Below are 23667 nucleotides of genomic sequence, written 5' to 3' on the forward strand. Positions count from 1 at the left end.
AGCAATGACCCAGCCCCTACACGGCGCCCGTAGCCTCGAGTCCCTGGGCCGCGTGCACTTCATCGGCATCGGGGGAGTAGGCATGTCAGCCGTCGCCCGGATCATGGTGGCGCGCGGCATACCGGTGAGCGGCACGGACGCCAAGGACCTGCCTGTCCTGGCGGATCTGGCCGCCGCCGGCGCCAGGATCGCGGTCGGCTACGCCGCAGCGAACCTTGGCGACGCCGAGACTGTCGTCGCCGGCTCGGCGATCCGCCCGGACAATCCCGAACTCGCGGCAGCCCATGCCGCAGGCCTCCCCGTGCTTCACCGCTCCGTCGCGCTGGCCGCGACCATGGCGGACGACACGGTCGTGACAGTCGCCGGAACGCACGGGAAGTCCACGACGACGTCGATGATCACCGTCCTGCTGCAGGGCGCCGGCCTGGATCCTTCCTTCGCCATCGGCGCGAATGTCCCGGCGCTGGGCGTGAACGCCGCGCACGGCAGCTCCGGGATCTTCGTCGCCGAAGCAGACGAGTCGGACGGCTCCTTCCTGAACTACCGGCCACAGATCGCCGTGGTAACCAACGTCGAACCAGACCACCTGGACTTCTACGGCACCGCCGAAGCGGTCTACGCATCCTTCGACCGCTTCACGGCCCTGCTGCCGCGAGACGGCGTCCTCGTGGCCTGCGCGGACGACGAGGGGGCGGCGGCGCTGGCTCAGCGCACCCTGGCGCGCGGCAACACGAGGGTGGTCCTCTACGGCACCGCGGACGGCACCCAGGTCCGACTGCACGACGAGGGCCCGGGCCGTGTATGGATCACGACGCCGGCGGGCCGGTTCGACGTCGAACTTCAGGTCCCCGGGCGGCACAACGCGCTCAACGCCGCCGCAGCGTTCGCCGTCGCCCTCGAACTCGGCGTCAAGCCCGAGGGCGCGGCCAAGGCCCTGGCGCATTTCTCCGGCGCCTCGCGCCGATTCGAATTCAAGGGCAGCGGCCGTGGCGTCCGCGTCTACGACGACTACGCCCACCATCCCACCGAAGTCCGTGCCGCCCTGTCCGCAGCGCGGGCCGTTGCCGGCGAGCACAAGGTGCACGTGCTCTTCCAGCCGCACCTGTTCTCCCGGACCCGGGAGTTTGCCCGCGACTTCGCCGAGGCCCTGAACGCCGCCGACACGGCGCTGCTCCTGGACATCTATCCGGCCCGCGAAGATCCCATCCCCGGAGTCAGCAGCCAGCTGATTGCCGACCATCTGGGACCCGGCGGCAGACTCGTCGGCGCGGGCGGGGAGGCCGTCAAAGCCGTGCTGGCCGCGGCAGCGCCCGGAGACATCGTGCTGACCGCCGGCGCCGGCGACGTCACAGCGTACGGTCCGCTCATCGTCGAAGCCCTCACGGCGGGGGACGCCGGTGCCTAGCACCCGCCGCCCCACCTATAAGGCCGGAACCCGCGGTCCCGCGTCCCCCCGCCCCTCAGCGCCGTCCGGCGGCCCCGGCCCGGAGGTCATATCGGCATCCAGGCACGCCGGGGACACGGACACGGTTCCGGACCACGCCCCGGACAATGTGCTGTCCTTTCCCGAACCCAAGGCCAGGCGCCGCAAGCGCATCCTCCTGAGTACGATCGGCATTCTGGCGGTCCTGATGGCGGGAATCGTGGCGGCCGCCGTCTACTCCCCGGTGCTGGCCCTGCGGACTGTCACCGTGGAAGGCACCAAGTTGCTGAGCCCGGACCAGATCCAGTCGGCCCTCGCGCCGCTTCAAGGCAAACCCCTGCCGCAGGTCAGCGAGGCGGACGTCGCCGCCCTCCTCAAGCCGCTGGTCCAGGTCAAGGACATCAGCACCCAGGCGCGCCCGCCCTCCACGCTGGAGGTACGTATCACGGAACGTGTTCCGGTGGCCCTGGTCAAGCAGGGGGAGAGCTTTCAGCTCGTGGACGTCGACGGCGTCCAGCTCAGCACTACAGCAGACCCGGCCTCCGTGCCGCTGCCGGTCATCGATGGAGGCAGCGGGACGCTGGCGAAAGATCTGTTCCACGCCATCACCGCTGTCCTGGGCGCACTTCCGGCGGATGTCCTCGCGAAGCTGTCCAAGGCCTCGGCCACGTCCGCGGACGCCGTCGAACTCAAGCTCGTTGACGGGCAGACGATCGTCTGGGGCAACGCCGGGGAGAAGGAGCTCAAGGCCCGGGTGCTCGCGGCCCTTCTCAAGGCCCCGGCGGACCCGAAAAACCCTGTCCGGGTCTACGATGTCAGCGTGCCCCGGCACCCTGTCACCCGGTAGCAGGCAATCACTTATCCAGGGATTCGCGCCGGCAACCGCCAGGGCAGCTGCCCGGAGGGTCGAAGGCGCCACCCGCAGAGGGTATTTGCCCGGTATTCCCGCGACACGCGGCCCCGGTCATTGAATGTCCCCTGCATAGGAAATACCGTCACAGACATGAGTTACTTGACATAACTATAACCTTCAAGTCGAAGGTTAAGGTTCAAAGCCTCAAGCTCGACTCCATCAGTTTTCGCAATAGAACACGAACAAGGGACACGTAACGTGGCAGCTCCGCAGAATTACTTGGCCGTCATCAAGGTCGTCGGCATCGGCGGCGGTGGCGTGAACGCAGTCAACCGCATGATCGAAGTCGGTCTTCGCGGCGTCGAATTCATCGCCATCAACACCGATGCCCAGGCATTGCTGATGAGCGACGCCGACGTCAAACTCGACGTCGGACGTGAGCTGACGCGCGGCCTGGGTGCCGGTGCAAACCCTGAGGTCGGCAAGCAGGCTGCGGAGGACCACGCCGACGAAATCGAAGAAGTCATCCGCGGCGCGGACATGGTCTTCGTCACCGCCGGCGAAGGCGGCGGCACCGGCACCGGCGGCGCGCCCGTCGTGGCCCGGATCGCCCGCTCGCTCGGCGCCCTGACCATCGGCGTCGTCACCCGCCCCTTCACCTTCGAAGGCCGCCGGCGCGCCGGCTCCGCCGAAGCCGGCATCGACGCCCTGCGCGACGAAGTCGACACCCTGATCGTCATCCCGAACGACCGTCTGCTGTCCATCAGCGACCGCAACGTCTCGGTCCTGGACGCGTTCCGCTCCGCCGACCAGGTCCTGCTGTCCGGTGTCCAGGGCATCACTGACCTGATCACGACGCCGGGCCTGATCAACCTCGACTTCGCCGACGTCAAGTCCGTCATGCAGGGCGCCGGCTCGGCCCTCATGGGTATCGGCTCGGCCCGCGGTGAAGACCGCGCCGTCAAGGCCGCGGAGCTGGCCATCGCCTCGCCGTTGCTCGAAGCTTCCATCGACGGCGCCCACGGGGTCCTGCTGTCCATCCAGGGCGGCTCGGACCTGGGCCTCTTCGAGATCAACGAGGCCGCCCGGCTCGTGCAGGAAGTCGCGCACCCGGAGGCCAACATCATCTTCGGCGCGGTCATTGACGACGCCCTCGGCGACGAAGCACGCGTCACCGTCATTGCCGCCGGCTTCGACGACGTCAAGGCCACCTCGCCGTCCATGGACCAGTCCCTGCCGGCTGCGCCGCAGCGTCCGGCAACCCCGGCGGCTCCGGCCCCGGCGCAGGCTCCGGCCTCCGCCCACGTCCAGCCGCTGCACGCCACCGTGGGGGCATCCGGTTACGGCGGCTGGGGCCAGCAGCGCCCGTCCGCAGTGCCGGCCGACTCGGGCTTCGACGTCGACCTGCCCTCCGTCGTGGAGCCGGACCTGTCCGGCCGCCACTCCGACGACCTGGATGTCCCCGACTTCCTCAAGTAGATCCTGAAGCACCATGGCACTGCCGGATGGCAGTGCCATGGTGCTTTCTCGTAGGATCGAAGTCCTGCAAACGAATGATGGCGGTGTACTGAGTGTTTTCGTGGCGAGCCGAAGTCCGGCCCGGCGTCTGGGTGGCTTTCACCGACGCCGGCGCCGGCAATCTTGCGCTCCATGTCGGCGACGACCCCGCTGAGGTCAGGAGAAGGCGCGGGGAGCTCGAACAAGCCGCGGGACTCGACGGGCGCCACTTCCAGTTCATGAACCAGGTCCACGGCAATGACGTCGCCACGATCGCCGGCCCGCCCGCCGCCGCCGTGGACGCGCCAGGGGATGTCCCGACGGCAGACGCCCTGGTCTCGTCCGGCGCGCCGCTGGCCGTCATGGTAGCTGACTGCGTCCCCGTGGTGCTCGTGGGGGACCGGGCCGGGGCGCTGGGAGCGGAAGCGCACGTCTTCGGCGCTGTGCACGCGGGACGGCCCGGTGTGGCCTCCGGAGTGGTTCCCGCGGCCCTCGCCCGGCTCCGGGAGCTCGGAGCGGTCCGGATCAGCGCCTGGATCGGGCCGTCCATCTGCGGTCTCTGCTACGAGGTCCCCGAAGGGATGCGCGCCGAGGTCGCGGCCGCCGTTCCCGCCACCTGGTGCACCACCTCGCGGGGCACGGCCGGATTGGATCTCCCGGCCGGCGTCCGGAGCCAGCTCGAGGCCGAGGGTGTCGCCGTCGAGTACTCCGGCGGCTGCACCCTTGAGGATGAAACCCTGTTCTCCTTCCGCCGCAGCAGCCACACGGGCCGCTTTGCAGGGCTCGTGTGGACCCTCCCGGCCGCGGATGACCCGGCGCAGGACCATGGCTGAGACAGGGGACGGCGCCCCCGGGGACGCCCGACTCGCGCAGCTCGGACACAAACTGGCCGCCGTCAGGCAGCGGATCGGCGCGGCCGTGGCGGCCTCAGGGCGGCAGGACACCCCGCCCCAGCTGATCGTCGTCACGAAGTTCCACCCCGCGCAGGACGTCCGGCGGCTGGTATCCCTGGGCGTCACGGACGTCGGCGAGAACCGGGACCAGGAAGCCGCCGGCAAGGCGGCGGAGCTGGCTGACCTGCACCTGCGCTGGCACTTCATCGGGCAGCTGCAGAGCAACAAAGCCAAGTCCGTGGTGAAATACGCCTACGCCGTGCACTCCGTGGACCGGCCCCAGGTGGCCGCCGCACTGGAAAAGGCCATGGCCGCCGAGCAGGAACGCACCGGGCGTGCCCCGCTGGAGTGCTTCATCCAGGTCAGCCTTGACGAGGATGCCGACGGCCGCCGCGGGGGAGCCCGGCCGGCCGACGTGCCGGCACTGGCGGACCGGATCGCCGGGGCGGAAGGCCTCCGGCTGGCGGGCGTCATGGCGGTGGCCCCGCTCCGGGCGGATCCGGCGGCGGCCTTTGCCAGGCTCGCCGGCATCTCGGCCCGGCTGGCAGCCCTTCATCCGGAGGCCGCGGGAATCTCCGCCGGCATGAGCCAGGACCTCGAGGCGGCCATCAGGTTCGGGGCGACACACCTGCGAATTGGCTCCGATATTCTGGGTCCGCGTCCGGCGTTGGGGTAGGTTCAACGTATTGGAAGGTAATGGCGGGGATTCCAAGGCTGTCTAGTCATACGAGCGGCCCGCTTACGGACACGATTAGGAGTCGACCATGGCCGGCGCTCTGCGCAAGACAATGATCTATCTTGGGCTCGCTGATGGCGACGAACACTACGAGTCTGAGCACCCAACATCGCACAAGGATGAGGACGAATCCATGGAACACGACCGCGAGGAACGCCGCGCGCCGGCCCCTGTCCGCGAGGTCCCCAAGGAAGAGTCCTACGCCGCTGAAGAGGAATATCGCGCACCTGTGACACCCATCAAGCGTGCGGCCTCGAGCCGCGAAGAGACCACCGGACTGCGGCAGATCACCACGATCCACCCGCGGTCCTACAACGACGCCAAGCTCATCGGTGAAAGCTTCCGTGACGGAATCCCCGTCATCATGAACGTCACCGACATGGGCGAGGCCGACGCCAAGCGCCTCGTCGACTTCTCGGCAGGCCTCGTGTTCGGCCTGCGCGGCAGCATCGAGCGGGTCACGAACAAAGTGTTCCTGCTCTCGCCGTCGTACGTTGAAGTCATCGGCGATGACAAGAAGGTCAGCGAAACGCAGGCCAGCTTCTTCAACCAGAGCTAGTCAGGTTTTCAGCACGGATGCCAGGCAGGGACACCTGCCTGGCATCCGTGCTGAAATATCCATGCTGAAATAGAAGCGATACTTTCTATAGGACACTGCGGTATCCGGAATGAACATGGAGATATGAGTTAGCTCATGGGAATTGTTTTCGGACTTGTCTATATCGCGCTGTTGCTGTTTTTCGTTGCCCTGATCATCCGCCTGGTCTTTGACTGGGTCCAGATGTTCGCCCGAAGCTGGCGGCCGCGCGGTGCGGCGCTTGTGACGGCGCACGCTGTGTATTCCGTCACGGACAAGCCGCTCAAGCTGCTCCGGCGGGTCCTTCCGCCGCTGCGGCTGGGCGGGATTTCGCTGGACCTGGGCTTCCTGCTGCTCTTTGTGGCGGTGAGCGTGGCGATGGCGGTCGCCAGGAGCCTGGCATAAGCAGATGTTGTACGGACGGCGGACCTGCTCCGCGGCCCGAACTGATAGAAACTCCGGTTTGACACTCAGGTGTTGAATTAGAGGAACCAGACCATATTTAGGTACCGTAGTTTTGACGGCCGGAAGGCCTACTGACTAACTAGACCAACGAGGTGACCAGATGGCTTTGACGCCAGAAGACGTTGTCAACAAGCGCTTTCAGCCGACCAAGTTCCGCGAAGGCTACGACCAGGATGAAGTTGATGACTTCCTGGATGAAATCGTCGTCGAACTGCGGCGCCTGAACCAGGAGAACGACGAGCTCCGGAAGAAGCTTGCCGAACTCGGCGCGGGCACGCCTGCCAGCTCCGCTGCCGCGGCTCCGGTCGTGGAGAAAGTCCCCGCGCCCGTCAAGGACGAGAAGGACGAGCGCGCCAAGGCAGAAGCCGAGGCAAAGGCCGCTGAAGTTGCCAAGAAGAAGGAAGCCGAACAGGCTCCCGTCCAGGCAGCCGCCCCGGCACGTGCCGCCGCAACCCCCGCAGCCGAGTCCGCAGCGGGCCTGCTCGCCATGGCGCAGCAGATGCACGACAAGCACGTCGCTGACGGCGAGCAGCAGCGGGACAAGATCATTGCCGAAGCCCAGATCGAAGCCAGCAGCCTCGTCAACGACGCACAGGAAAAGTCACGCAAAATCCTCGGCGCCCTCGAGCAGCAGCGCTCCGTCCTGGAACGCAAGGTCGAGCAGCTGCGCGGCTTCGAACGCGATTACCGCTCACGCCTGAAGGCCTACATCGAAGGCCAGCTCCGCGACCTGGATGCCCGCGGCTCCGTCGCGGCCCCCGAGGTCAGCGAAGCCAGCTAAGGTATTAAGCACGTATTCTGAAAGCCGGTGGCCGGGGATTCCTCGGCCGCCGGCTATTCACATTTATGCCGCATAGTGCCGCCTTCCGGTCCCGGAGCCGGCCTGTGCCAGGCAGCAATCTCCCAGTCCCGCACTGGCTCCCGAACGAAAGCCCTATGACTGACGCACCATCACCCGACGCCACGCAGCCCGTTGACGCCACGCAGCCCGTTGACGCCGCACAGCCCGCCGATGCCGGCCGGCCCGTATCCGGGTCCCAGGTTCCGGCGCAGGCGCCGTTTGCGCGGCCCCGCCGGGCCGTCCTGTTCTCCGTTTTCGCTGCCTTCGCGGTGTTCGTCTACCTCTTCGACCAGCTCACGAAGCTGTGGGTCACCAACACGATGGTCGAGGGCGAGCGGACCCCCGTGCTGCCCCCGTTGCTGCACTGGTACTACATCCGCAATTCCGGGGCGGCCTTCTCGATCGGCGAGAACGTCACTTGGGTGTTCACCATCATCATGGCGGCCGTCTCCATCGCCATCCTGCTGCAGCTGCGCAAGCTCGGCTCGGCCTGGTGGGCGCTGGCGCTCGGGCTGCTGCTCGGGGGCGCCCTGGGCAACCTCACCGACCGGCTGTTCCGCGAGCCTTCTTTCGCCATGGGGCACGTGGTCGACTTCATCCAGCTGCCCAACTTCGCAATCTTCAACATCGCGGACTCCGCTGTGGTGTCCTCTGTCGTGATCATTTGCCTGCTCACCCTCCGGGGCATCTCCCTGGACGGTAGCCGCCACACAAAACCTGAGGCCGGGCACGATGTCTGAGCCGGCGGGACCGCTGCGCGTCGTTGTCCCGGAGGATCTTTCCGGAACCCGGGTGGATGCCGGGCTGGCGAAGCTGATGGATATTTCCCGGTCCCAGGCCGCCACGCTGATCGCCGAGGGCAACGTCAGCTGCGGGGGCAAGGCGGTCGGCAAGTCCCTCAAGCTGGCCCCCGGCGCCGTGCTCGACGTCGTCGTGCCGGAACGCCGGGACCCCCTGGAAATCGTGGAGGAAGTAGTGGACGACCTGTTGATCCTGCTTGATGATGACGAGTTCGTCGTCATCGACAAACCGGTCGGCGTAGCGGCCCACCCCTCACCCGGCTGGGTGGGCCCCACGGTCGTGGGCGCCCTCGCCGGGCTGGGCTACCGCATCTCGACGTCCGGCGCCCCCGAGCGCGCCGGCATCGTCCACCGGCTCGACGTCGGGACCTCCGGCGTTATGGTGGTCGCCAAGACCGAGCACGCCTACACGGTGCTTAAGCGCGCCTTCAAGGAACGCACCGTGGACAAGGTGTACCACGCAGTCGTCCAGGGCCTCCCGGATCCGCTGGCCGGCACCATCGACGCCCCGATCGGCCGGCACCCGGGCCACGACTGGCGCTTCGCGGTGACCGAGGACGGCCGTGACTCCGTCACGCACTATGAAGTCCTCGAAGCCTTCGGCAAGGCCTCCCTCGTGGAGGTCCACCTGGAGACAGGACGCACCCACCAGATCCGCGTGCACTTTTCCGCCCTGCGCCACCCCTGCGCCGGCGACCTGACCTACGGTGCGGATCCGCGGCTCGCCGCCACCCTGGGGCTCACCCGGCAATGGCTGCACGCCCGGCAACTGTCCTTCGACCACCCCCGGACGGGGGAGCGGGTCACCGTGACGAGCGAGTACCCGCAGGATCTGCGCTACGCGCTCGAGGTCCTGGAGTCCGGAAAGGCCTGACACCGTGCCGGGCGCGGAAAGCGCCCGGGACGGCACTAGAATGGTCCGGTGACTTCCAGCAACGACTCGTTTGTCCATCTCCACAACCACACCGAGTACTCGATGCTGGACGGTGCCGCCCGGCTCGGAGAGCTGTTCGACGAAACCGAGCGGCTCGGCATGCCCGCGCTCGCCACGACGGACCACGGCTACCTCTTCGGCGCCTTCGACTTCTGGAAGCGGGCCACGGACCAGGGCATCAAGCCGATCATCGGCGTCGAGGCCTACGTCACCCCCGGCACCGCGCGCACGGACAAGACCCGCGTCCGCTGGGGCGAGGAGAACCAGCGCAAGGATGACATCTCCGGCGGCGGCTCCTATACGCACATGACGCTCCTCAGCTACAACAATGTGGGCATGCGGAACCTGTTCCGGGCCTCGTCGATTGCCTCCTTGGACTCGGTCTTCGGCAAATGGCCGCGGCTGGACCGCGAAGTGCTCAACACCTACTCCGAAGGCTTGATCGCCACGACCGGCTGCCCTTCCGGTGAGGTCCAGACGAGGCTCCGGCTCGGGCAGTACCGGGAAGCCGTCGAGGCGGCCGCCGAGTTCCGCGACATCTTCGGCGCCGAAAACTACTTCTGCGAACTCATGGACCACGGACTGGACATCGAGCGGCGCGTCACGGGTGACCTGCTGCGCCTGGCCAGGGAACTGAACCTGCCCCTGGTGGCCACCAACGACCTCCACTACACGCATGAGCACGACGCGAAGGCGCACGAGGCCCTGCTGGCCATCCAGTCGGGTTCCACCCTCCTGGAGCCGACGTACGACAACGGCGGCTCGCGCTTCGCCTTCTCCGGCAGCGGATACTACCTGAAGTCTCCGCAGGAAATGCGGGAGCTGTTCCGCGACCACCCGGAGGCGTGCGACAACACGCTCCTGATCGCCGAGCGCTGCGGGGTGTCCTTCAACACCGGAGCCAACTACATGCCCCGGTTCCCCTGCCCGGAGGGGGAGGACGAAACGTCGTGGCTGGTCAAGGAAGTCGACAAAGGACTCCAGTACCGCTATCCCCAGGGCATCCCGGACAAGGTGCGCACCCAGGCCGACTACGAACTGGGCGTCATCACGTCCATGGGCTTCCCGGGCTACTTCCTGGTGGTGGCCGACTTCATCAACTGGGCCAAGAACAACGGCATCCGGGTGGGTCCGGGACGCGGCTCGGGCGCCGGGTCCATGGTGGCCTATGCCATGCGCATCACCGACCTCGATCCGCTGCACCACGGCCTGATCTTCGAGCGCTTCCTCAACCCGGACCGCGTCTCCATGCCTGACTTCGACGTCGACTTCGATGACCGGCGCCGGTCCGAGGTGATCGACTACGTCACGCGCAAATACGGCGACGAACGTGTCGCGATGATCGTCACCTACGGCACTATCAAGACCAAGCAGGCCCTGAAGGACTCCTCGCGCGTGCTGGGCTACCCGTTCAGCATGGGCGAACAGCTGACCAAGGCGCTGCCGCCGGCGGTGATGGCGAAGGACATTCCGCTCGCGGACATCCAGAACCCGGAATCGAAGCGCTACAGCGAGGCCGGGGACTTCCGGCAGCTGATCGCCACGGACCCGGAAGCCGCCAAAGTGTTCGAAACGGCGCTCGGCATCGAGGGCCTGAAACGCCAGTGGGGTGTCCACGCGGCCGGCGTCATCATGTCCTCGGACCCGATCATCGACGTCATCCCGGTCATGCGCCGCTTCCAGGACGGCCAGGTCATCACGCAGTTCGACTACCCGACGTCCGAGGGCCTCGGCCTGATCAAGATGGACTTCCTGGGCCTGCGGAACCTCACGATCATTTCCGACGCCCTGGAAAACATCACGATGAACCGCGGGATCGACCTCGACCTGGAGTCCCTGGCCCTGGACGACGTGGCGTCCTATGAACTGCTCGCCCGCGGCGACACCCTGGGCGTGTTCCAGCTCGACGGCGGGCCGATGCGCTCCCTGCTCAAGCTGATGAAGCCTGACAACTTCGAAGACATCTCCGCCGTGCTGGCGCTGTACCGGCCCGGACCCATGGGCGCCAACGCGCACACCGACTACGCGCTGCGCAAGAACAAGATCCAGGACGTCATCCCCATCCACCCGGAGCTTGAGGAGCCGCTCTCGGAAATCCTGGGCGGGACCTACGGGCTGATCGTGTACCAGGAGCAGGTTATGGCCGTGGCGCAGAAGCTCGCCGGCTATACCCTCGGCCAGGCCGACATCCTGCGCCGCGCCATGGGCAAGAAGAAGAAATCCGAGCTGGACAAGCAGTTCGCCGGCTTCTCCCAGGGCATGCAGGACAACGGCTACTCCATGGCCGCCGTCAAGACCCTCTGGGACATCCTGCTGCCGTTTTCCGACTACGCCTTCAACAAGGCGCACTCGGCCGCCTACGGCGTGATCTCCTACTGGACCGCTTACCTGAAGGCGCACTACGCGCCGGAGTACATGGCGGCCCTGCTGACCTCGGTCGGCGACGACAAGGACAAGTCCGCGATCTACCTCAACGAGTGCCGGCGCATGGGCATCACGGTGCTGCCGCCGGACGTCAACGAGTCAGCGCTGAACTTCACCCCGGTGGGCAACGACATCCGCTTCGGCATGGGAGCCATCCGCAACGTCGGCGTCAACGTCGTAGAAGCCATGGTGGCGGCCCGCGAGAAGGAAGGCGCCTACACGTCCTTCAAGGACTACCTCATGAAGGTTCCGGCGGTGGTGTGCAACAAGCGCACGATCGAGTCCCTCATCAAGGCCGGTGCCTTCGACTCCCTGGGCCACCACAGGCGCGCGCTGGCCATGATCCATGAAGAAGCCATCGACTCGGTCATCACCCTCAAGCGCAACGAGGCGATCGGCCAGTTCGACCTCTTCGCCGGCTTCGACGAGGCCGAATCCGAGTCCTCCCTGAGCATCGAGATCCCGGACCTCCCGGAATGGGAGAAGAAGGACAAGCTCTCCTTCGAGCGGGACATGCTCGGACTCTACGTCTCGGACCACCCGCTGCAGGGCCTGGAAGGGCTCCTGAGCCAGCACGCCGACCAGTCGATCACCTCGATCATCGCGGAGGACGGACCGCACGACGGCGCCATCGTCACCATCGCGGGCATGATCACCTCGCTCAGCCGGCGGATCGCCAAAGCCAGCGGCAACGCCTATGCCCGCGCCGAGATCGAGGACCTCGGCGGTTCCGTGGAGGTCATGTTCTTCGGCCAGGTCTACGGGCCCATAGCCTCCGTCCTGGCGGAGGACCTGATCGTGGTGGTGAAGGGCCGGCTGCAGCGCCGCGATGACGGTGCCGTCGCATTGAACTGCATGGAACTCTCGGTCCCGGACCTCAGCGAGGGACTCAACGGTCCCGTGGTGATCACCATGGCCACGCACAAGGCAACCGAGGCCGTAGTGACCGAACTCGGAGATGTGCTCAGGACGCACCGCGGCAAGTCCGAGGTCCGCCTCCACCTGCAGGGGGACTCCCGCGTGGAGGTCATGGGCCTTCCGGTGCACCTAAGGGTCAACCCGAGCCCGTCCCTTTTCGGCGACCTGAAGGTGCTACTCGGCCCGACGTGCCTGGATAACTAGGCCCTGCCGCCGTCCGCCTGTCCCGCTCAGATCTCGTAGTCGAGCGGGACAGGCCGGCTGTAGGCCCCGGAGTGGTACAGGAGGGGAGCGCCGTCCGCGCCGACCTGGCCCTCGACCACCTCGACCACCACCACCGCGTTGTTCTCGAAGGAGAGCCGCATCTGGACTTTCCCGATCAGCCAGCCGGCGACGCCTTTGAGGACGGGAACCGCATGGGGTCCCAGCTCCCAGTGGTCGCCGTCGAAGCGGTTGCCCGCCCGGGCGAAACGATCGGCCAACTCCTGGTTTTCCAGCCCGAGCATGTGCACGCCGATGTACGTGGTATTCGCCACGGCCGGCCACGAGCGTGACGTGCGCGCCATGTTGAACGTGAACCGAGGCGGCTTGGCGGACAAGGAAGCCACCGAGGTCGCCGTGAATCCGAACGGGACGCCGTCGTGATTGGCGGTAATGATGGCCACGCCGGCCGCGTGCCGGCGGAACATTTCCTTGAACGTTCCCTCGAAGACTCCGTCATTTGTGGCCACTGCCATCGAACTCCCTGCTGTATTTGCGTGCGATTGTTCCTGCTGCCAGCGTATTGCGCCCAGGACCGGGCGCTGCACCTTTTTTACCTGCCGCGCCAGATGATGACGCGCTGCGTCGTGCGCCGGTCCGGCCGAATCCTTGTTACCGTTTGTTGCATGACACAGTCCGCAGTACACGGCCGGGTTCAGCAGGACACCGAGGACCCCATGCAACCCGGGCAGGCGCCCCGGCGGCGCGTCGCGCCCTGGCGGCAGGCCGCGGCCATCACGGTGGCCGGTGTGCCGGTGGGGCTTCTCTGGTGGATCCTGGCGCCGTCGGGGCTCAACCTCCTGACGGGGGACCCCGCGCTGGCTGCGGGCAGCAACACCGCGACCTGGCTGCCCCGGGATCTGGTGCTGGCGGGTTTGTTCCTGCTGGCGGGCTGCGTTGCCGGAGCGCTGGTGTCCGGTTCGAAGCACGAAAGCCCAACCTCCGGGACCGTCGTACTGGTGGTGCTGGGCGGCGCACTGGGAGCCGTGATCGCGTGCGCGACCGGCGTGCTCAGCTCCCGCTGGTGGGGTGCTCCGGTGGACGCCTCGGCAAACGCGAGCATCGCGTTCTCGCTGCGGTCCTACGCCGTCCTGGCCATCTGGCCGGCCGCCATCGCCCTGGCCATCTTCCTGCAGAGCGTCTTCGCGCCGTCCGGCCGCACGCGGGACTCCGATGACTGACATAGCGACTTCCGGCCGCAACCGCGTCGGGACCCTGCCGCCGGGCACGTAAAATGAACGGGTGACCCATAATCCTGACAGCCCCGTGCGCACGGTTCCAGCCGCCATCGACTTCCGCACCGTGGACCTGCGCGGCCAGCATCTGACTCTCGCGGGACTCCGCGCCGCCGTCCCGCGGGCACAGTCGGGCACCAGGGCCGACGCCGAGGAAAAGGTCATGGACATCATTTCGGCCGTCCGCACGCGGGGCTTCGCCGCGCTCCGGGAACTCGCCCTGACCTTCGACGGTGTAGCCCAGACCCATCCGCGCGTCCCGTCCGAGGCGCTGCGGGCGGCCCTGGACGGCCTGGACCCGGCCGTGCGGGCCGCACTGGAAGAGTCCATCCGCAGGGCACGCCGCTTCGCCGACAGCCAGCGTCCGGCCAACGTCGACGTCGAACTCGGCGAAGGCGCCGTCGTCAGCCAGAACTGGGTGCCGGTGGCCCGCGTGGGCCTGTACGTCCCCGGCGGCCTGGCCGTCTATCCGTCTTCGGTGATCATGAACGTCGTTCCGGCCCTGGCTGCCGGCGTCGAGTCCATTGCCCTGGCGTCGCCGCCGCAGAAGGACTTCGGTGGCCTCCCGCACCCCACCATCCTTGCGGCTGCCTGCCTGCTTGGCATCGATGAGGTCTATGCCATCGGCGGCGCGCAGGCCATCGCCGCCTTTGCCTACGGCGTCCCGGGGTCAGGCGGGGATGCCGGGCTGGACCCGGTGGACGTCGTCACCGGTCCCGGCAACATCTTTGTCGCCACCGCGAAGCGCCTCGTCAAGGGCGTCGTGGGGATCGACTCCGAGGCAGGCACCACGGAAATCGCGATCCTTGCCGACGCCACCGCCCGCCCGGACCTCGTCGCCGCGGACCTCATCAGCCAGGCTGAGCATGACCCCAAAGCGGCGTCGGTGCTGATCACCGACTCCGGGACCCTCGCGGCGGCGGTGCGCGTGGAGCTGGACCGCATGGTGTCCGCCACCAAGCACAGCGGCCGGGTCCGGGAGGCGCTCTCGGGGCCGCAGTCCGGCGTCGTCCTGGTCGAGGACCTGGAGCAGGGGATCGCCGCCTGTGACGCCTACGCGGCGGAGCACCTGGAAATCATGACGGCGGATGCCGCCAGGGTGGCTGCCCGGATCCGCAACGCCGGGGCCATCTTTGTCGGGGACTACAGCCCCGTGAGCCTGGGGGACTACTGTGCCGGCTCCAACCACGTGCTGCCGACCAGCGGCACGGCGGCATTTTCCTCCGGCCTGAACGTGACCACCTTCCTGCGGGCCATCCAGGTCATCAACTACAGCCAGGCTGCGCTGGAGCAGGTCAGCGGACACATCCTGAGCCTGTCCGGAGCGGAGGACCTGCCGGCACACGGGGAAGCGGTCACGGCACGGTTCGCCGGCACCCGCTAATTAGTGCCGCTGACCACTACATGTAGTAATGACAAGATTGTTATTCAGCTATATATGGCCGTAAACTGGGTATGGACACAAGACTGCGACAGGGAGAAAAGACGTGTATTGCCCGTTCTGCCGAAACCCTGACTCGCGTGTGGTCGACAGCCGCATCGCGGACGACGGCTCTGCCATCCGCCGCCGCCGGCAGTGCCCCGAATGCGGCCGCCGCTTCACCACGGTGGAAACCACAAGCCTGACCGTCATCAAGCGCTCGGGCGTAGGTGAGCCGTTCAGCCGCAGCAAGGTCATCAACGGGGTGCGCAAAGCATGCCAGGGCCGTCCCGTCACGGAAGACGACCTGGCGATGCTTGCCCAGGAGGTGGAGGAGTCGATCCGTGCCTCCGGTGCCGCCGAGATCGACGCCCACGAAGTCGGGCTCGCCATCCTGAACCCGTTGCAGAAGCTTGATGAGGTCGCCTACCTGCGCTTCGCCAGTGTCTACCAGGCGTTTGAATCCCTGGAGGACTTCGAGTCAGCCATCTCGCTGCTTCGCCATGAGGCAACGGCGAAGGGCCTGGACGGGAAGAACCCGCAGAAGAGCCCGCTCTAGGACCCGGGCCCGGTCCCACCCGAACACGCCACCCCACACGTTGAGCTATCACTCCGGGTCGTTCCCGGCGCCCGGAACGACGCGGAGTGGCAGCTCATCCGGCTACTTGGCCAGTTTGTGCTTCAGCGCTATCTCGATGGCCGCGCCGACAATGCCGGCGTCGTTCTTCAGCTCGGCGGGAACAATCGGAGTGCGCAGCTTCATGTGCGGCAGGTATTCGTCCGCCCGCTTGGAGATGCCGCCGCCGACGATGAACAGTTCGGGGGAGAACAGGAACTCCACGTGGGAGAAGTACCGCTGCAGCAGCACGCTGTACTGTTCCCAGCTGAGGCCGTCGCGTTCGCGCGCAACCGCGGAGGCCTTGCTTTCGGCGTCGAAACCGTCAATCTCCAGGTGGCCCAGTTCGGCGTTGGGAACGAGCTTCCCGTCGAAGATGAAGGCCGAGCCGATGCCGGTGCCCAGGGTGACCACGAGGACGGTGCCTGAGACGCCCTCGCCTGCGCCGTAACGGGCTTCGGCCAGGCCGGCGGCGTCGGCGTCGTTGATGACCTCGACGGGGCGCCCGAGGCGGGCGGTAAGCAGGCCATCGATGTCCAGTTCCAGCCACGACTTGTCCACGTTGGCGGCCGAGTGGACCACGCCATGCTGGATGATGCCCGGGAAGGTGACCCCGACGGGGGAATCCGCGGCCGGGGCCTCGGGGCGGGCCGAGAGCTCGGCCACGACCTTTGCCACCACTTCCGCGACGGATTCCGGGGTTGAGGGCTGCGGGGTGGGGACGCGCAGCCGATCACCGATCAGCTTGCCCTTCTTGAGATCGACAATCCCGCCCTTGATCCCGGTGCCGCCGATGTCGATGCCGATCAGCGGGGGGTTCTTCTTCGACTTCTCGTCCTTCTTGGCCAATGTGTTTCCGTTCGTGGCAGGGGCGGGCGGGGCAGGTATTTGCAGGTGCGGGGTGGTGCAGCCTCAGGGCAGCGTAAGGACTTCGGCGCCGGATTCGGTGACGAGCAGGGTGTGCTCGAACTGGGCAGTGCGTTTGCGGTCGCGTGTCACGACGGTCCAATCGTCGGCCCACATGTCCCAGTCGACGGTGCCCAGGGTCAGCATGGGTTCGATCGTAAAGACCATACCGGCTTCAATGACGGTGTTGTAGGCCGGGGCCGCATCGTAATGCGGGATGATGAGCCCGGTGTGGAAGGCTTCCCCGACGCCGTGGCCGGTGAAGTCGCGGACCACGCCGTAGCCGAAGCGCTTGGCATAGGACTCGATCGTCCTGCCGATCACGTTGATTTCCCGTCCCGGTGCCACGGCGCGGATGGCCCGGTTCAACGATTCCTCGGTGCGCTCGACGAGGAGCCGGGACTCCTCGTCGACGTCGCCCACCAGGAACGTGTAGTTGGTGTCGCCGTGCACGCCACCAACGAACGCAGTGATGTCGATGTTGAGGATGTCGCCGTCCTGGACGACGGTGTTGTCCGGAATCCCATGGCAGATCACTTCGTTGAGCGAGGAGCACAAAGATTTGGGGAAGCCCCGGTATCCAAGGGTGGAGGGGTATGCGTTGTGGTCGAGGAGGAATTCGTGCCCCACACGGTCCAGCCGGTCCGTGGTGACGCCGGGTTCTATGTGCTTGCCGACCTCCACAATGGCCTGGGCGGCAATCCGTGAAGCGATCCGGATTTTCTCGATCGTTTCCGCCGGCTTGATTTCCGATCCGGTGAACTTCGCCGGTCCCGGCTTGCCGACGTATTCGGGACGCGGGATGGACGACGGTACGGGAAGCTGGGGACTCACAGTTCCCGGGACCAGGGTGCCGATGGGTGCAGTCGAGGCTAGAGAAGGCATAGATTGATCATATAAGGCCGGGCCAACGGCCAAGAAATACGGGCATTAACGGCCGCGAAGCAGGCGCAAAGAATTGCGGCCCGAACAGCATGAAGCGCAACACGTGAGGAGCACCAATGCCGGAGTACTGGTACAACGTCAACACCCATGAGGTCGAAGAAGATGCCATGTCGGACTGGAGCCAGCTCATCGGGCCCTACAAGACCCGGGAAGAAGCCGAACACGCCCTTGCGAAGGTTAAGGCACGCAACGAGACCTGGGAAAAGGGCGACGACGACTAGCCTGTTGCCGCCCGCGGCGGCGGCCGGTGCACCGTGCCGGCCAGGACGACGACCTTTGGAAGGCGACGACCCCTCAGACGGTCTTTAAAAGGAGTGCTCCGGGCCGGGGAAGACGCCGGACCGGACGTCGTCGCCGTAGGCTTTCGCGGCGTCACTGAGGGTGGTGCGCAGATCAGCATACTGCTTGACGAACTTCGCCATCCGGCCGCCGCGGAGTCCGGCCATGTCCTGCCACACCAGCACCTGCCCGGTGGTCGCGTTGCCGGCCCCGATCCCGATCGTGGGGACGTCGACGGCGGCGTCCACGGCGGCCGCTGTGGCTGCCGGGACCATTTCCATGAGCACGCAGAACGCGCCGGCGTCGGCCAGCGCCACGGCGTCCTCGATCAGCCGCCGGGCGTCGTCGCCCCGGCCCTGGACGCGGTACCCGCCGAGGGCATGTTCGCTTTGCGGCGTGAAGCCGATGTGCGCCATGACCGGGATTCCGGCCTGGACCATCGCCCGGACGGACTCGGCGTAGAACTTGCCGCCCTCGATCTTGACGGCGTGCGCGAGTCCCTCTTTGAGGAACCGCACACCGGTCGCCACGGCCTGCTGGGCCGAGACCTCGTAACTGCCGAACGGAAGGTCGGCCACCACGAGGGCACGCCGCGCCGAGCGCGCGACGGCGCGGCACAGCGGAATCAGTTCGTCCACCGTTACGGGAAGGCTGGTCTCGTTGCCAAAGACGTTGTTGGAGGCCGAGTCGCCCACGAGGAGCACTTCGATGCCTGCCTGGTCGAAGATCTCCGCGGTGTACTGGTCGTAGGCGGTCAGCATGGCAAAGCGCCCGCCGTTCAGCTTGGCCTCGCGCAGGTGGTGGGTGCGGATCCTGGCCACACGCTTCCGGGGCGCCTCCGCCGGATCCGCGGTGGTGTCCGCAGCAGTTGCCGCCGGGCCGTTGCCGTAGGGGGCCGCCATTTCTGCGGGCGTGCTGGAATCGGAGCTGTTGCTAGTGGCCATGGCACCACCGTAGTGCGATACCGCGCGTACTAGCTACCGGGGTTCCGCGCCGTAACCGGTGAATCATGTCACACGGGCGGTCATGGGGGCTCCGGGTGGGCAGCGGCACGCGATTTCCGGGCCCTTGTGTTAACGCTGTGTTACGCGCGACGGCTGCTCCAGCAATCGGTGGCAATGCTTAGTAAAGTGAAACCTGAGCAGCTGCGGGATCCATGCATGTAGGGCCTGGGGCACGGACGAAAGAACCAGAAAGAGGCCACTATGGACCGCCAGCAAGAGTTTGTCCTGCGGACGATCGAAGAGCGAGACGTGCGGTTCGTGCGCCTGTGGTTCACCGACGTCGTGGGATCGCTCAAGTCCGTGGCGCTTGCCCCGGCCGAGGTTGAAGGCGCTTTTGAAGAAGGCCTGGGCTTTGACGGCTCGTCCATTGAGGGGCTCGCCCGCGTCTTCGAATCCGACATGCTGGCCCAGCCGGACCCCGCCACCTTCCAGATCCTGCCGTGGCGCGGCGAGACGGAGGCGACCTCACGGATGTTCTGCGACATCCTGACCCCCGACGGCGAACCCTCCGCCGCGGACCCCCGCAACGTGCTCAAGCGCAACCTGGCCAAGGCCGCGGACATGGGCTTCACCTGCTACACCCACCCGGAGATCGAGTTCTACTTGCTCAAGTCCCAGGAACCCGGTCCGGACGGTTCGCCCGTGCCGGTGGACGAGGGCGGCTACTTCGACCACGTGCCGGGCGGCGTCGCGCAGGACTTCCGCCGTACCGCGGTGACCATGCTCGAATCGGTGGGCATCTCGGTGGAGTTCAGCCACCACGAGGCCGGTCCGGGCCAGAACGAGATCGACCTGCGGTACGCGGACGCCCTGCAGACCGCGGACAACATCATGACCTTCCGCACGGTCATCAAGGAAGTCGCGCTGCAGCAGGGCACGTACGCGACGTTCATGCCGAAGCCGTTCACGGCGCACCCGGGATCCGGCATGCACACACACTTTTCCTTGTTTGAAGGCGACACCAACGCGTTCTTCGAAGCCGGCGCCGAGTTCCAGCTCTCCCAGACGGCCCGCCAGTTCATTGCCGGCATCCTCAAGCACGCCCCCGAATTCACGGCGGTCACCAACCAGTTCGTGAACTCGTACAAGCGGCTCTGGGGCGGGGGCGAGGCGCCGAGCTACCTTAGCTGGGGCCACAACAACCGCTCCGCCCTCGTCCGCGTTCCGCTGTACAAGCCCGGCAAGGGCCAGTCCGCCCGGATCGAATACCGTGGCATCGACTCCGCGGCCAACCCCTACCTCGCCTACGCCGTGCTGCTGGGCGCCGGCCTCAAGGGGATCGAGGAGGGTTACCAGCTTCCGGCCGCGGCGGAGGACGACATCTGGTCGCTGAGCTCGGCCGAGCGCCGCGCCATGGGCCACGATCCCCTCCCCGCCAGCCTCCACGACGCCATCCGGACCATGGAAGACTCCGAGCTCATGCCGCAGATCCTCGGCGAGCAGGTGTTCGAGCACTTCCTGCGCAACAAGCGTGCCGAATGGCAGGACTACCGCCTCCAGGTCACGCCCTACGAGCTGCAGCGCAACCTCGGCATCCTTTAGGCGGCCCCGGTGAGCCTGGCACGACGCCTCATTGCCGCCGGTTTCAGCGACCTGGACAAGGGGGAGCGGTTCCTCGCGGCGCCGGAGCTTGAGGGCCTCGACCGGGACGCGCTGTTCGCCGGGCTCCAGCTGGCGGCGAACCCGGACACGGCCCTGCAGTCCCTGGTCCGGCTGATCGAAAAACATCCGGACCTCCGGAAGCTGGCGGTGGCGGAGCTGGAGACAAGCGAGCCGCTGTACCGGGTGCTCGGTGCCTCCGAGGCGCTGGGCGAATTCCTCATCCGGCATCCCGAACATCTGGACGCCTTCGAGGTCACCGCCAGCCCGGAGCCCGGGGCCGCCGATCCCGTGGCGCTGCGGGCCCGACTGCTGCAGTCCGTGCGCGCCGATCCGAAGTCCGCCCGGCCCGTCGCGGCGCTGACCGGCCAGGAAGCCTACGCGGCGCTCCGGACCGCCTACCGGCGCGGACTCGTGGAGCTCGCCATTAAAGACCTCTGCGCCGCCGATCCGCTGGATTTCATGCCTGCCGCCGGAGCGGAACTGGCCGACCTGGCAGGGGCTGCGGTCGAGGCGGCGCTGTCCGTGTCCCGGGCCGAGGCGGCGGAAAAGTTCGACGCCGCGGAGGTGGCCGACGTCGGGCTGGCGGTGATCGGGATGGGCAAGTGCGGTGCCCGGGAACTGAACTACATTTCCGACGTCGACGTCATCTACGTGATCGAGTCCGGGGCGCTGGAAGATTCCCATGCGAACACGATCGGCACGGCCCTCGCCTCCGGCATCTCCCGGGCAATCATGTCCACGAGCCGCGAACCCGGCCTGTGGGAAGTGGACGCCAACCTGCGCCCCGAGGGCAAATCCGGACCGCTGGTCCGGACCCTGGCCTCGCATGAAAGCTACTACGCCCGCTGGGCCGAGAGCTGGGAGTTCCAGGCCCTGCTCAAGGCCCGGACCATAGCCGGTGATTCCGGGCTGGGCGCCCGCTACGAGGCCGCCGTCGCGCCCCTGATCTGGTCTTCGGCAGGCCGCGAGGGGTTCGTCGAATCCGTCCGCGCCATGCGCCGCCGGGTGACCGAGCACATCCCCGCCGAGGAAGAGCAGCGCCAGATCAAGCTGGGGCGGGGAGGGCTGCGCGACGTCGAATTCACCGTCCAGCTGCTGCAGCTCGTCCACGGCAAGGCCGATGAATCGCTGCGCTGCCGGGACACCACCTCGGCCATCGCGGCGCTCTCCGCCGGCGGCTACATCAGCCGCTCCGACGCGGCGCAATTCGACCGCAACTACCGCTATCTGCGGCTGCTCGAACACCGGATCCAGCTCTTCCAGCTGCGCCGCACGCACCTCATGCCGGTGAACGAAGCCTCGCTCCGCGCCCTCGCGAAGGCCGTGCTGGGTCCTTTCTCGAGCGAGCGGCCCAAGCCCGACGCCCTGGTCGCCGCCTGGCGAACGACCAAGCGCTCGGTCCGCGAGCTGCACGAACGCATTTTCTACCGTCCCCTGCTCAACACGGTCGCGACCCTGAGCAGCGAGGAAGCCCGGCTGACCCCCGAGGCCGCCCAGGGGCGCCTCGCGGCGCTGGGCTACCTCGATCCGCAAGGTGCCATGCGGCACATCGAGGCGCTCACCGCAGGCGTCAGCCGGCGCGCCGCTCTTCAGCGGCAACTCCTGCCGATTCTGCTGGGCTGGCTTGCGGAAGGCGTGGACCCCGACGCCGGGCTGCTGGCCTTCCGCCGGGTCAGCGAGGGCCTCGGCACCACGCACTGGTACCTGGGGATGCTGCGGGACTCGACGGCGGCCGCGGAGCGCCTGTGCCACGTGCTGGCCAACTCCCGGCTGATCTCTGACCTCCTGGAGGTCTCACCCGAGTCCGTGGCGTGGCTGGGCTCTGACAAGGACCTGGCGCCGCTGAGCTACGAGGCGCAATGGCTGGAGATCACCTCGAAGATGTCCCGGCACCCGGATCCGGAGAGCGCGATGCGCCTCATCCGCCTGATCCGGCGTCGGGAGATCCTCCGGATAGCGATCGCGGACAGTGCCGGACTGATCGACCAGGACCAGGTGAGCGCCGCGCTGGCCGACGCGGACCGCGCTGCCGTCCTGGGGGCGCTCCGGGTTGCCGAGACCATGGTTGCTGCCGAGGGACCCCTCAAGACACGCGTGCTGGTCGTGGCCATGGGCCGCCAGGGCGGGCGCGAGATCGGTTACGGTTCGGATGCCGACGTCATGTACGTCCATCGCGGTCTGCCCGGGGTGCCCGAGGAGGAAGCCCGGAACCAGGCCGCACAAATCGTCGGCCGGGTCTCGAGCCTGCTGACCCAGCCGCTCAAGCCGGCCATCCTGGCCGAGCGCGTACTGGTGGTGGACGCCGACCTGCGTCCCGAGGGCAAGAGCGGGCCAATGGTCCGGTCCCTGGACTCGTACGCCGAGTACTACCGCCGCTGGTCCCTGGTGTGGGAGGCGCAGGCCCTGCTGCGGGCCCGTCCCATGGCAGGCGATGACGATCTGGCCGCCGATTTCGTCGCACTGATCGATCCGATCCGTTATCCGGACTCGCTCCCGGACCAGGACGTGCGGGAAGTCCGGCGGGTGAAGGCACGGGTCGAGGCGGAGCGGCTACCGCGAGGCGCTGATCCGGCCCGTCACCTGAAGCTTGGCCGGGGAGGACTCAGCGACGTCGAATGGCTCGCGCAGCTGCTCCAGCTCGAGCATGCCGGCAAGCACCCGGAGCTGCGCAGCACCTCCACTGTGGAGGCGCTGGAGGCCGCTGCGGCGCTGGACTTGATCGAAGCCGGGGACGCCGTCATCCTGCTGCGGGCCTGGCGGCTGGCCAGCCGGATCCGCTCCGCCAACGTGATCTGGACGGGCCGGGCCTCGGACCTGTTGCCGTCCTCCCGACGGGACCTTGAGGCCGTGGCGCGCTGGTGCGGCTACGGGCACGGCAATGCCACGGCGCTGGAGGAGGATTACCTGCGGCTCAGCCGGCGGGCCCGCGCGGTGTTCGAGCGGGTCTTCTACGGCCAGTAGCGTCGGTACGGGCATTTTCCTCCGGCCGGGACTCCGGAGGGGACGCCGGCGGGGAGGGCACAAGGCGGGCGCACCTG

21 protein-coding genes are annotated in these 23667 nt (G+C 67.3%); 17 read left to right on the forward strand and 4 right to left on the reverse strand.

What is annotated here, in order from left to right:
- The first annotated feature begins 4 nt into the window (after positions 1–4).
- The 11 genes from murC to dnaE all read left to right on the forward strand — a co-directional run bounded on the left by murC (position 5) and on the right by dnaE (position 12565).
- A complete protein-coding gene (murC, locus tag AC1DCZ_RS12705) occupies positions 5–1405 on the forward strand; it encodes a UDP-N-acetylmuramate--L-alanine ligase (RefSeq protein ID WP_476974907.1) in 1401 nt (466 codons plus the stop codon).
- On the forward strand, positions 1398–2270 hold the full coding sequence (locus AC1DCZ_RS12710) for a cell division protein FtsQ/DivIB (protein WP_476974908.1): 873 nt from the start codon (positions 1398–1400) through the stop codon (positions 2268–2270). Before murC ends, AC1DCZ_RS12710 begins: the two co-directional genes overlap by 8 nt.
- A 264-nt stretch (positions 2271–2534) precedes the next feature.
- The gene (ftsZ, locus tag AC1DCZ_RS12715) at positions 2535–3755 is read left to right on the forward strand and encodes a cell division protein FtsZ (protein WP_427132599.1); all 1221 of its coding nucleotides are present in this window, start codon (positions 2535–2537) and stop codon (positions 3753–3755) included.
- Between the two features lie 92 nt (positions 3756–3847).
- Positions 3848–4606: a purine nucleoside phosphorylase YfiH/LACC1 family protein gene (locus AC1DCZ_RS12720; RefSeq protein WP_476974909.1), complete on the forward strand. Its 759-nt coding sequence runs from the start codon at positions 3848–3850 to the stop codon at positions 4604–4606.
- Positions 4599–5342, forward strand: a complete 744-nt coding sequence (locus AC1DCZ_RS12725) for a YggS family pyridoxal phosphate-dependent enzyme (RefSeq protein ID WP_476974910.1) — start codon at positions 4599–4601, stop codon at positions 5340–5342. The genes AC1DCZ_RS12720 and AC1DCZ_RS12725 overlap by 8 nt, the downstream gene beginning before the upstream one ends.
- An 88-nt stretch (positions 5343–5430) precedes the next feature.
- Positions 5431–5961: a cell division protein SepF gene (locus AC1DCZ_RS12730; protein ID WP_476896079.1), complete on the forward strand. Its 531-nt coding sequence runs from the start codon at positions 5431–5433 to the stop codon at positions 5959–5961.
- Between the two features lie 135 nt (positions 5962–6096).
- Positions 6097–6384, forward strand: coding sequence for a YggT family protein (locus tag AC1DCZ_RS12735; protein WP_476896080.1), 288 nt, complete (start codon positions 6097–6099; stop codon positions 6382–6384).
- Positions 6385–6544: 160 nt separating this feature from the next.
- Entirely contained in the window at positions 6545–7225 is a 681-nt protein-coding gene (locus AC1DCZ_RS12740) for a DivIVA domain-containing protein (protein WP_476974911.1), read from the forward strand.
- Positions 7226–7380: 155 nt separating this feature from the next.
- Positions 7381–8025, forward strand: a complete 645-nt coding sequence (gene lspA / locus AC1DCZ_RS12745) for a signal peptidase II (RefSeq protein WP_476974912.1) — start codon at positions 7381–7383, stop codon at positions 8023–8025.
- Positions 8018–8959 carry an RluA family pseudouridine synthase gene (locus tag AC1DCZ_RS12750; protein ID WP_476974913.1) on the forward strand — a complete coding sequence of 314 codons (942 nt, stop codon included), beginning with the start codon at positions 8018–8020 and terminating at the stop codon, positions 8957–8959. The genes lspA and AC1DCZ_RS12750 overlap by 8 nt, the downstream gene beginning before the upstream one ends.
- Before the next feature lie 48 nt (positions 8960–9007).
- Positions 9008–12565 (forward strand): DNA polymerase III subunit alpha, encoded by a 3558-nt coding sequence (gene dnaE, locus AC1DCZ_RS12755; RefSeq protein ID WP_476974914.1) that lies wholly within the window; start codon positions 9008–9010, stop codon positions 12563–12565.
- A gap of 26 nt (positions 12566–12591) precedes the next feature.
- On the opposite strand, the gene AC1DCZ_RS12760 is transcribed toward dnaE, so the two are convergent.
- Positions 12592–13050, reverse strand: a complete 459-nt coding sequence (locus AC1DCZ_RS12760; RefSeq protein WP_476974968.1) for a flavin reductase family protein — start codon at positions 13048–13050, stop codon at positions 12592–12594.
- A 198-nt stretch (positions 13051–13248) separates the two neighbouring features.
- On the opposite strand from AC1DCZ_RS12760, the gene AC1DCZ_RS12765 reads away from it, so the two are divergent.
- The 3 genes from AC1DCZ_RS12765 (at position 13249) to nrdR (ending at position 15836) form a co-directional block, all read left to right on the forward strand.
- Positions 13249–13803: a hypothetical protein gene (locus AC1DCZ_RS12765; protein ID WP_476974915.1), complete on the forward strand. Its 555-nt coding sequence runs from the start codon at positions 13249–13251 to the stop codon at positions 13801–13803.
- Between the two features lie 61 nt (positions 13804–13864).
- Complete coding sequence (gene hisD / locus AC1DCZ_RS12770) at positions 13865–15241, forward strand: histidinol dehydrogenase (protein ID WP_476974916.1); 1377 nt, start codon at positions 13865–13867, stop codon at positions 15239–15241.
- 103 nt (positions 15242–15344) lie between these two features.
- The gene (gene nrdR / locus AC1DCZ_RS12775; protein WP_476896088.1) at positions 15345–15836 is read left to right on the forward strand and encodes a transcriptional regulator NrdR; all 492 of its coding nucleotides are present in this window, start codon (positions 15345–15347) and stop codon (positions 15834–15836) included.
- A gap of 102 nt (positions 15837–15938) precedes the next feature.
- On the opposite strand, the gene ppgK is transcribed toward nrdR, so the two are convergent.
- Both ppgK and map read right to left on the reverse strand, forming a co-directional pair.
- Positions 15939–16742, reverse strand: coding sequence for a polyphosphate--glucose phosphotransferase (gene ppgK, locus AC1DCZ_RS12780; protein ID WP_476974917.1), 804 nt, complete (start codon positions 16740–16742; stop codon positions 15939–15941).
- A 63-nt stretch (positions 16743–16805) separates the two neighbouring features.
- Positions 16806–17684 (reverse strand): type I methionyl aminopeptidase, encoded by an 879-nt coding sequence (gene map / locus AC1DCZ_RS12785; RefSeq protein WP_476974918.1) that lies wholly within the window; start codon positions 17682–17684, stop codon positions 16806–16808.
- Positions 17685–17800: 116 nt separating this feature from the next.
- On the opposite strand from map, the gene AC1DCZ_RS12790 reads away from it, so the two are divergent.
- A complete protein-coding gene (locus AC1DCZ_RS12790; protein ID WP_476974919.1) occupies positions 17801–17965 on the forward strand; it encodes an SPOR domain-containing protein in 165 nt (54 codons plus the stop codon).
- A gap of 84 nt (positions 17966–18049) precedes the next feature.
- Here the strand turns inward: AC1DCZ_RS12790 and panB are convergent, their stop codons facing one another.
- Positions 18050–18967 carry a 3-methyl-2-oxobutanoate hydroxymethyltransferase gene (gene panB, locus AC1DCZ_RS12795; protein WP_476974920.1) on the reverse strand — a complete coding sequence of 306 codons (918 nt, stop codon included), beginning with the start codon at positions 18965–18967 and terminating at the stop codon, positions 18050–18052.
- A 261-nt stretch (positions 18968–19228) separates the two neighbouring features.
- Between panB and glnA the strand changes: the two genes are divergently transcribed.
- Together glnA and AC1DCZ_RS12805 are read left to right on the forward strand one after the other, a co-directional pair.
- A complete protein-coding gene (gene glnA / locus AC1DCZ_RS12800; RefSeq protein WP_476974921.1) occupies positions 19229–20569 on the forward strand; it encodes a type I glutamate--ammonia ligase in 1341 nt (446 codons plus the stop codon).
- A 9-nt stretch (positions 20570–20578) separates the two neighbouring features.
- The gene (locus AC1DCZ_RS12805) at positions 20579–23590 is read left to right on the forward strand and encodes a bifunctional [glutamine synthetase] adenylyltransferase/[glutamine synthetase]-adenylyl-L-tyrosine phosphorylase (protein WP_476974922.1); all 3012 of its coding nucleotides are present in this window, start codon (positions 20579–20581) and stop codon (positions 23588–23590) included.
- Positions 23591–23667 lie beyond the last annotated feature (77 nt).

Source organism: Arthrobacter sp. 10N418 (assembly GCF_056394725.1).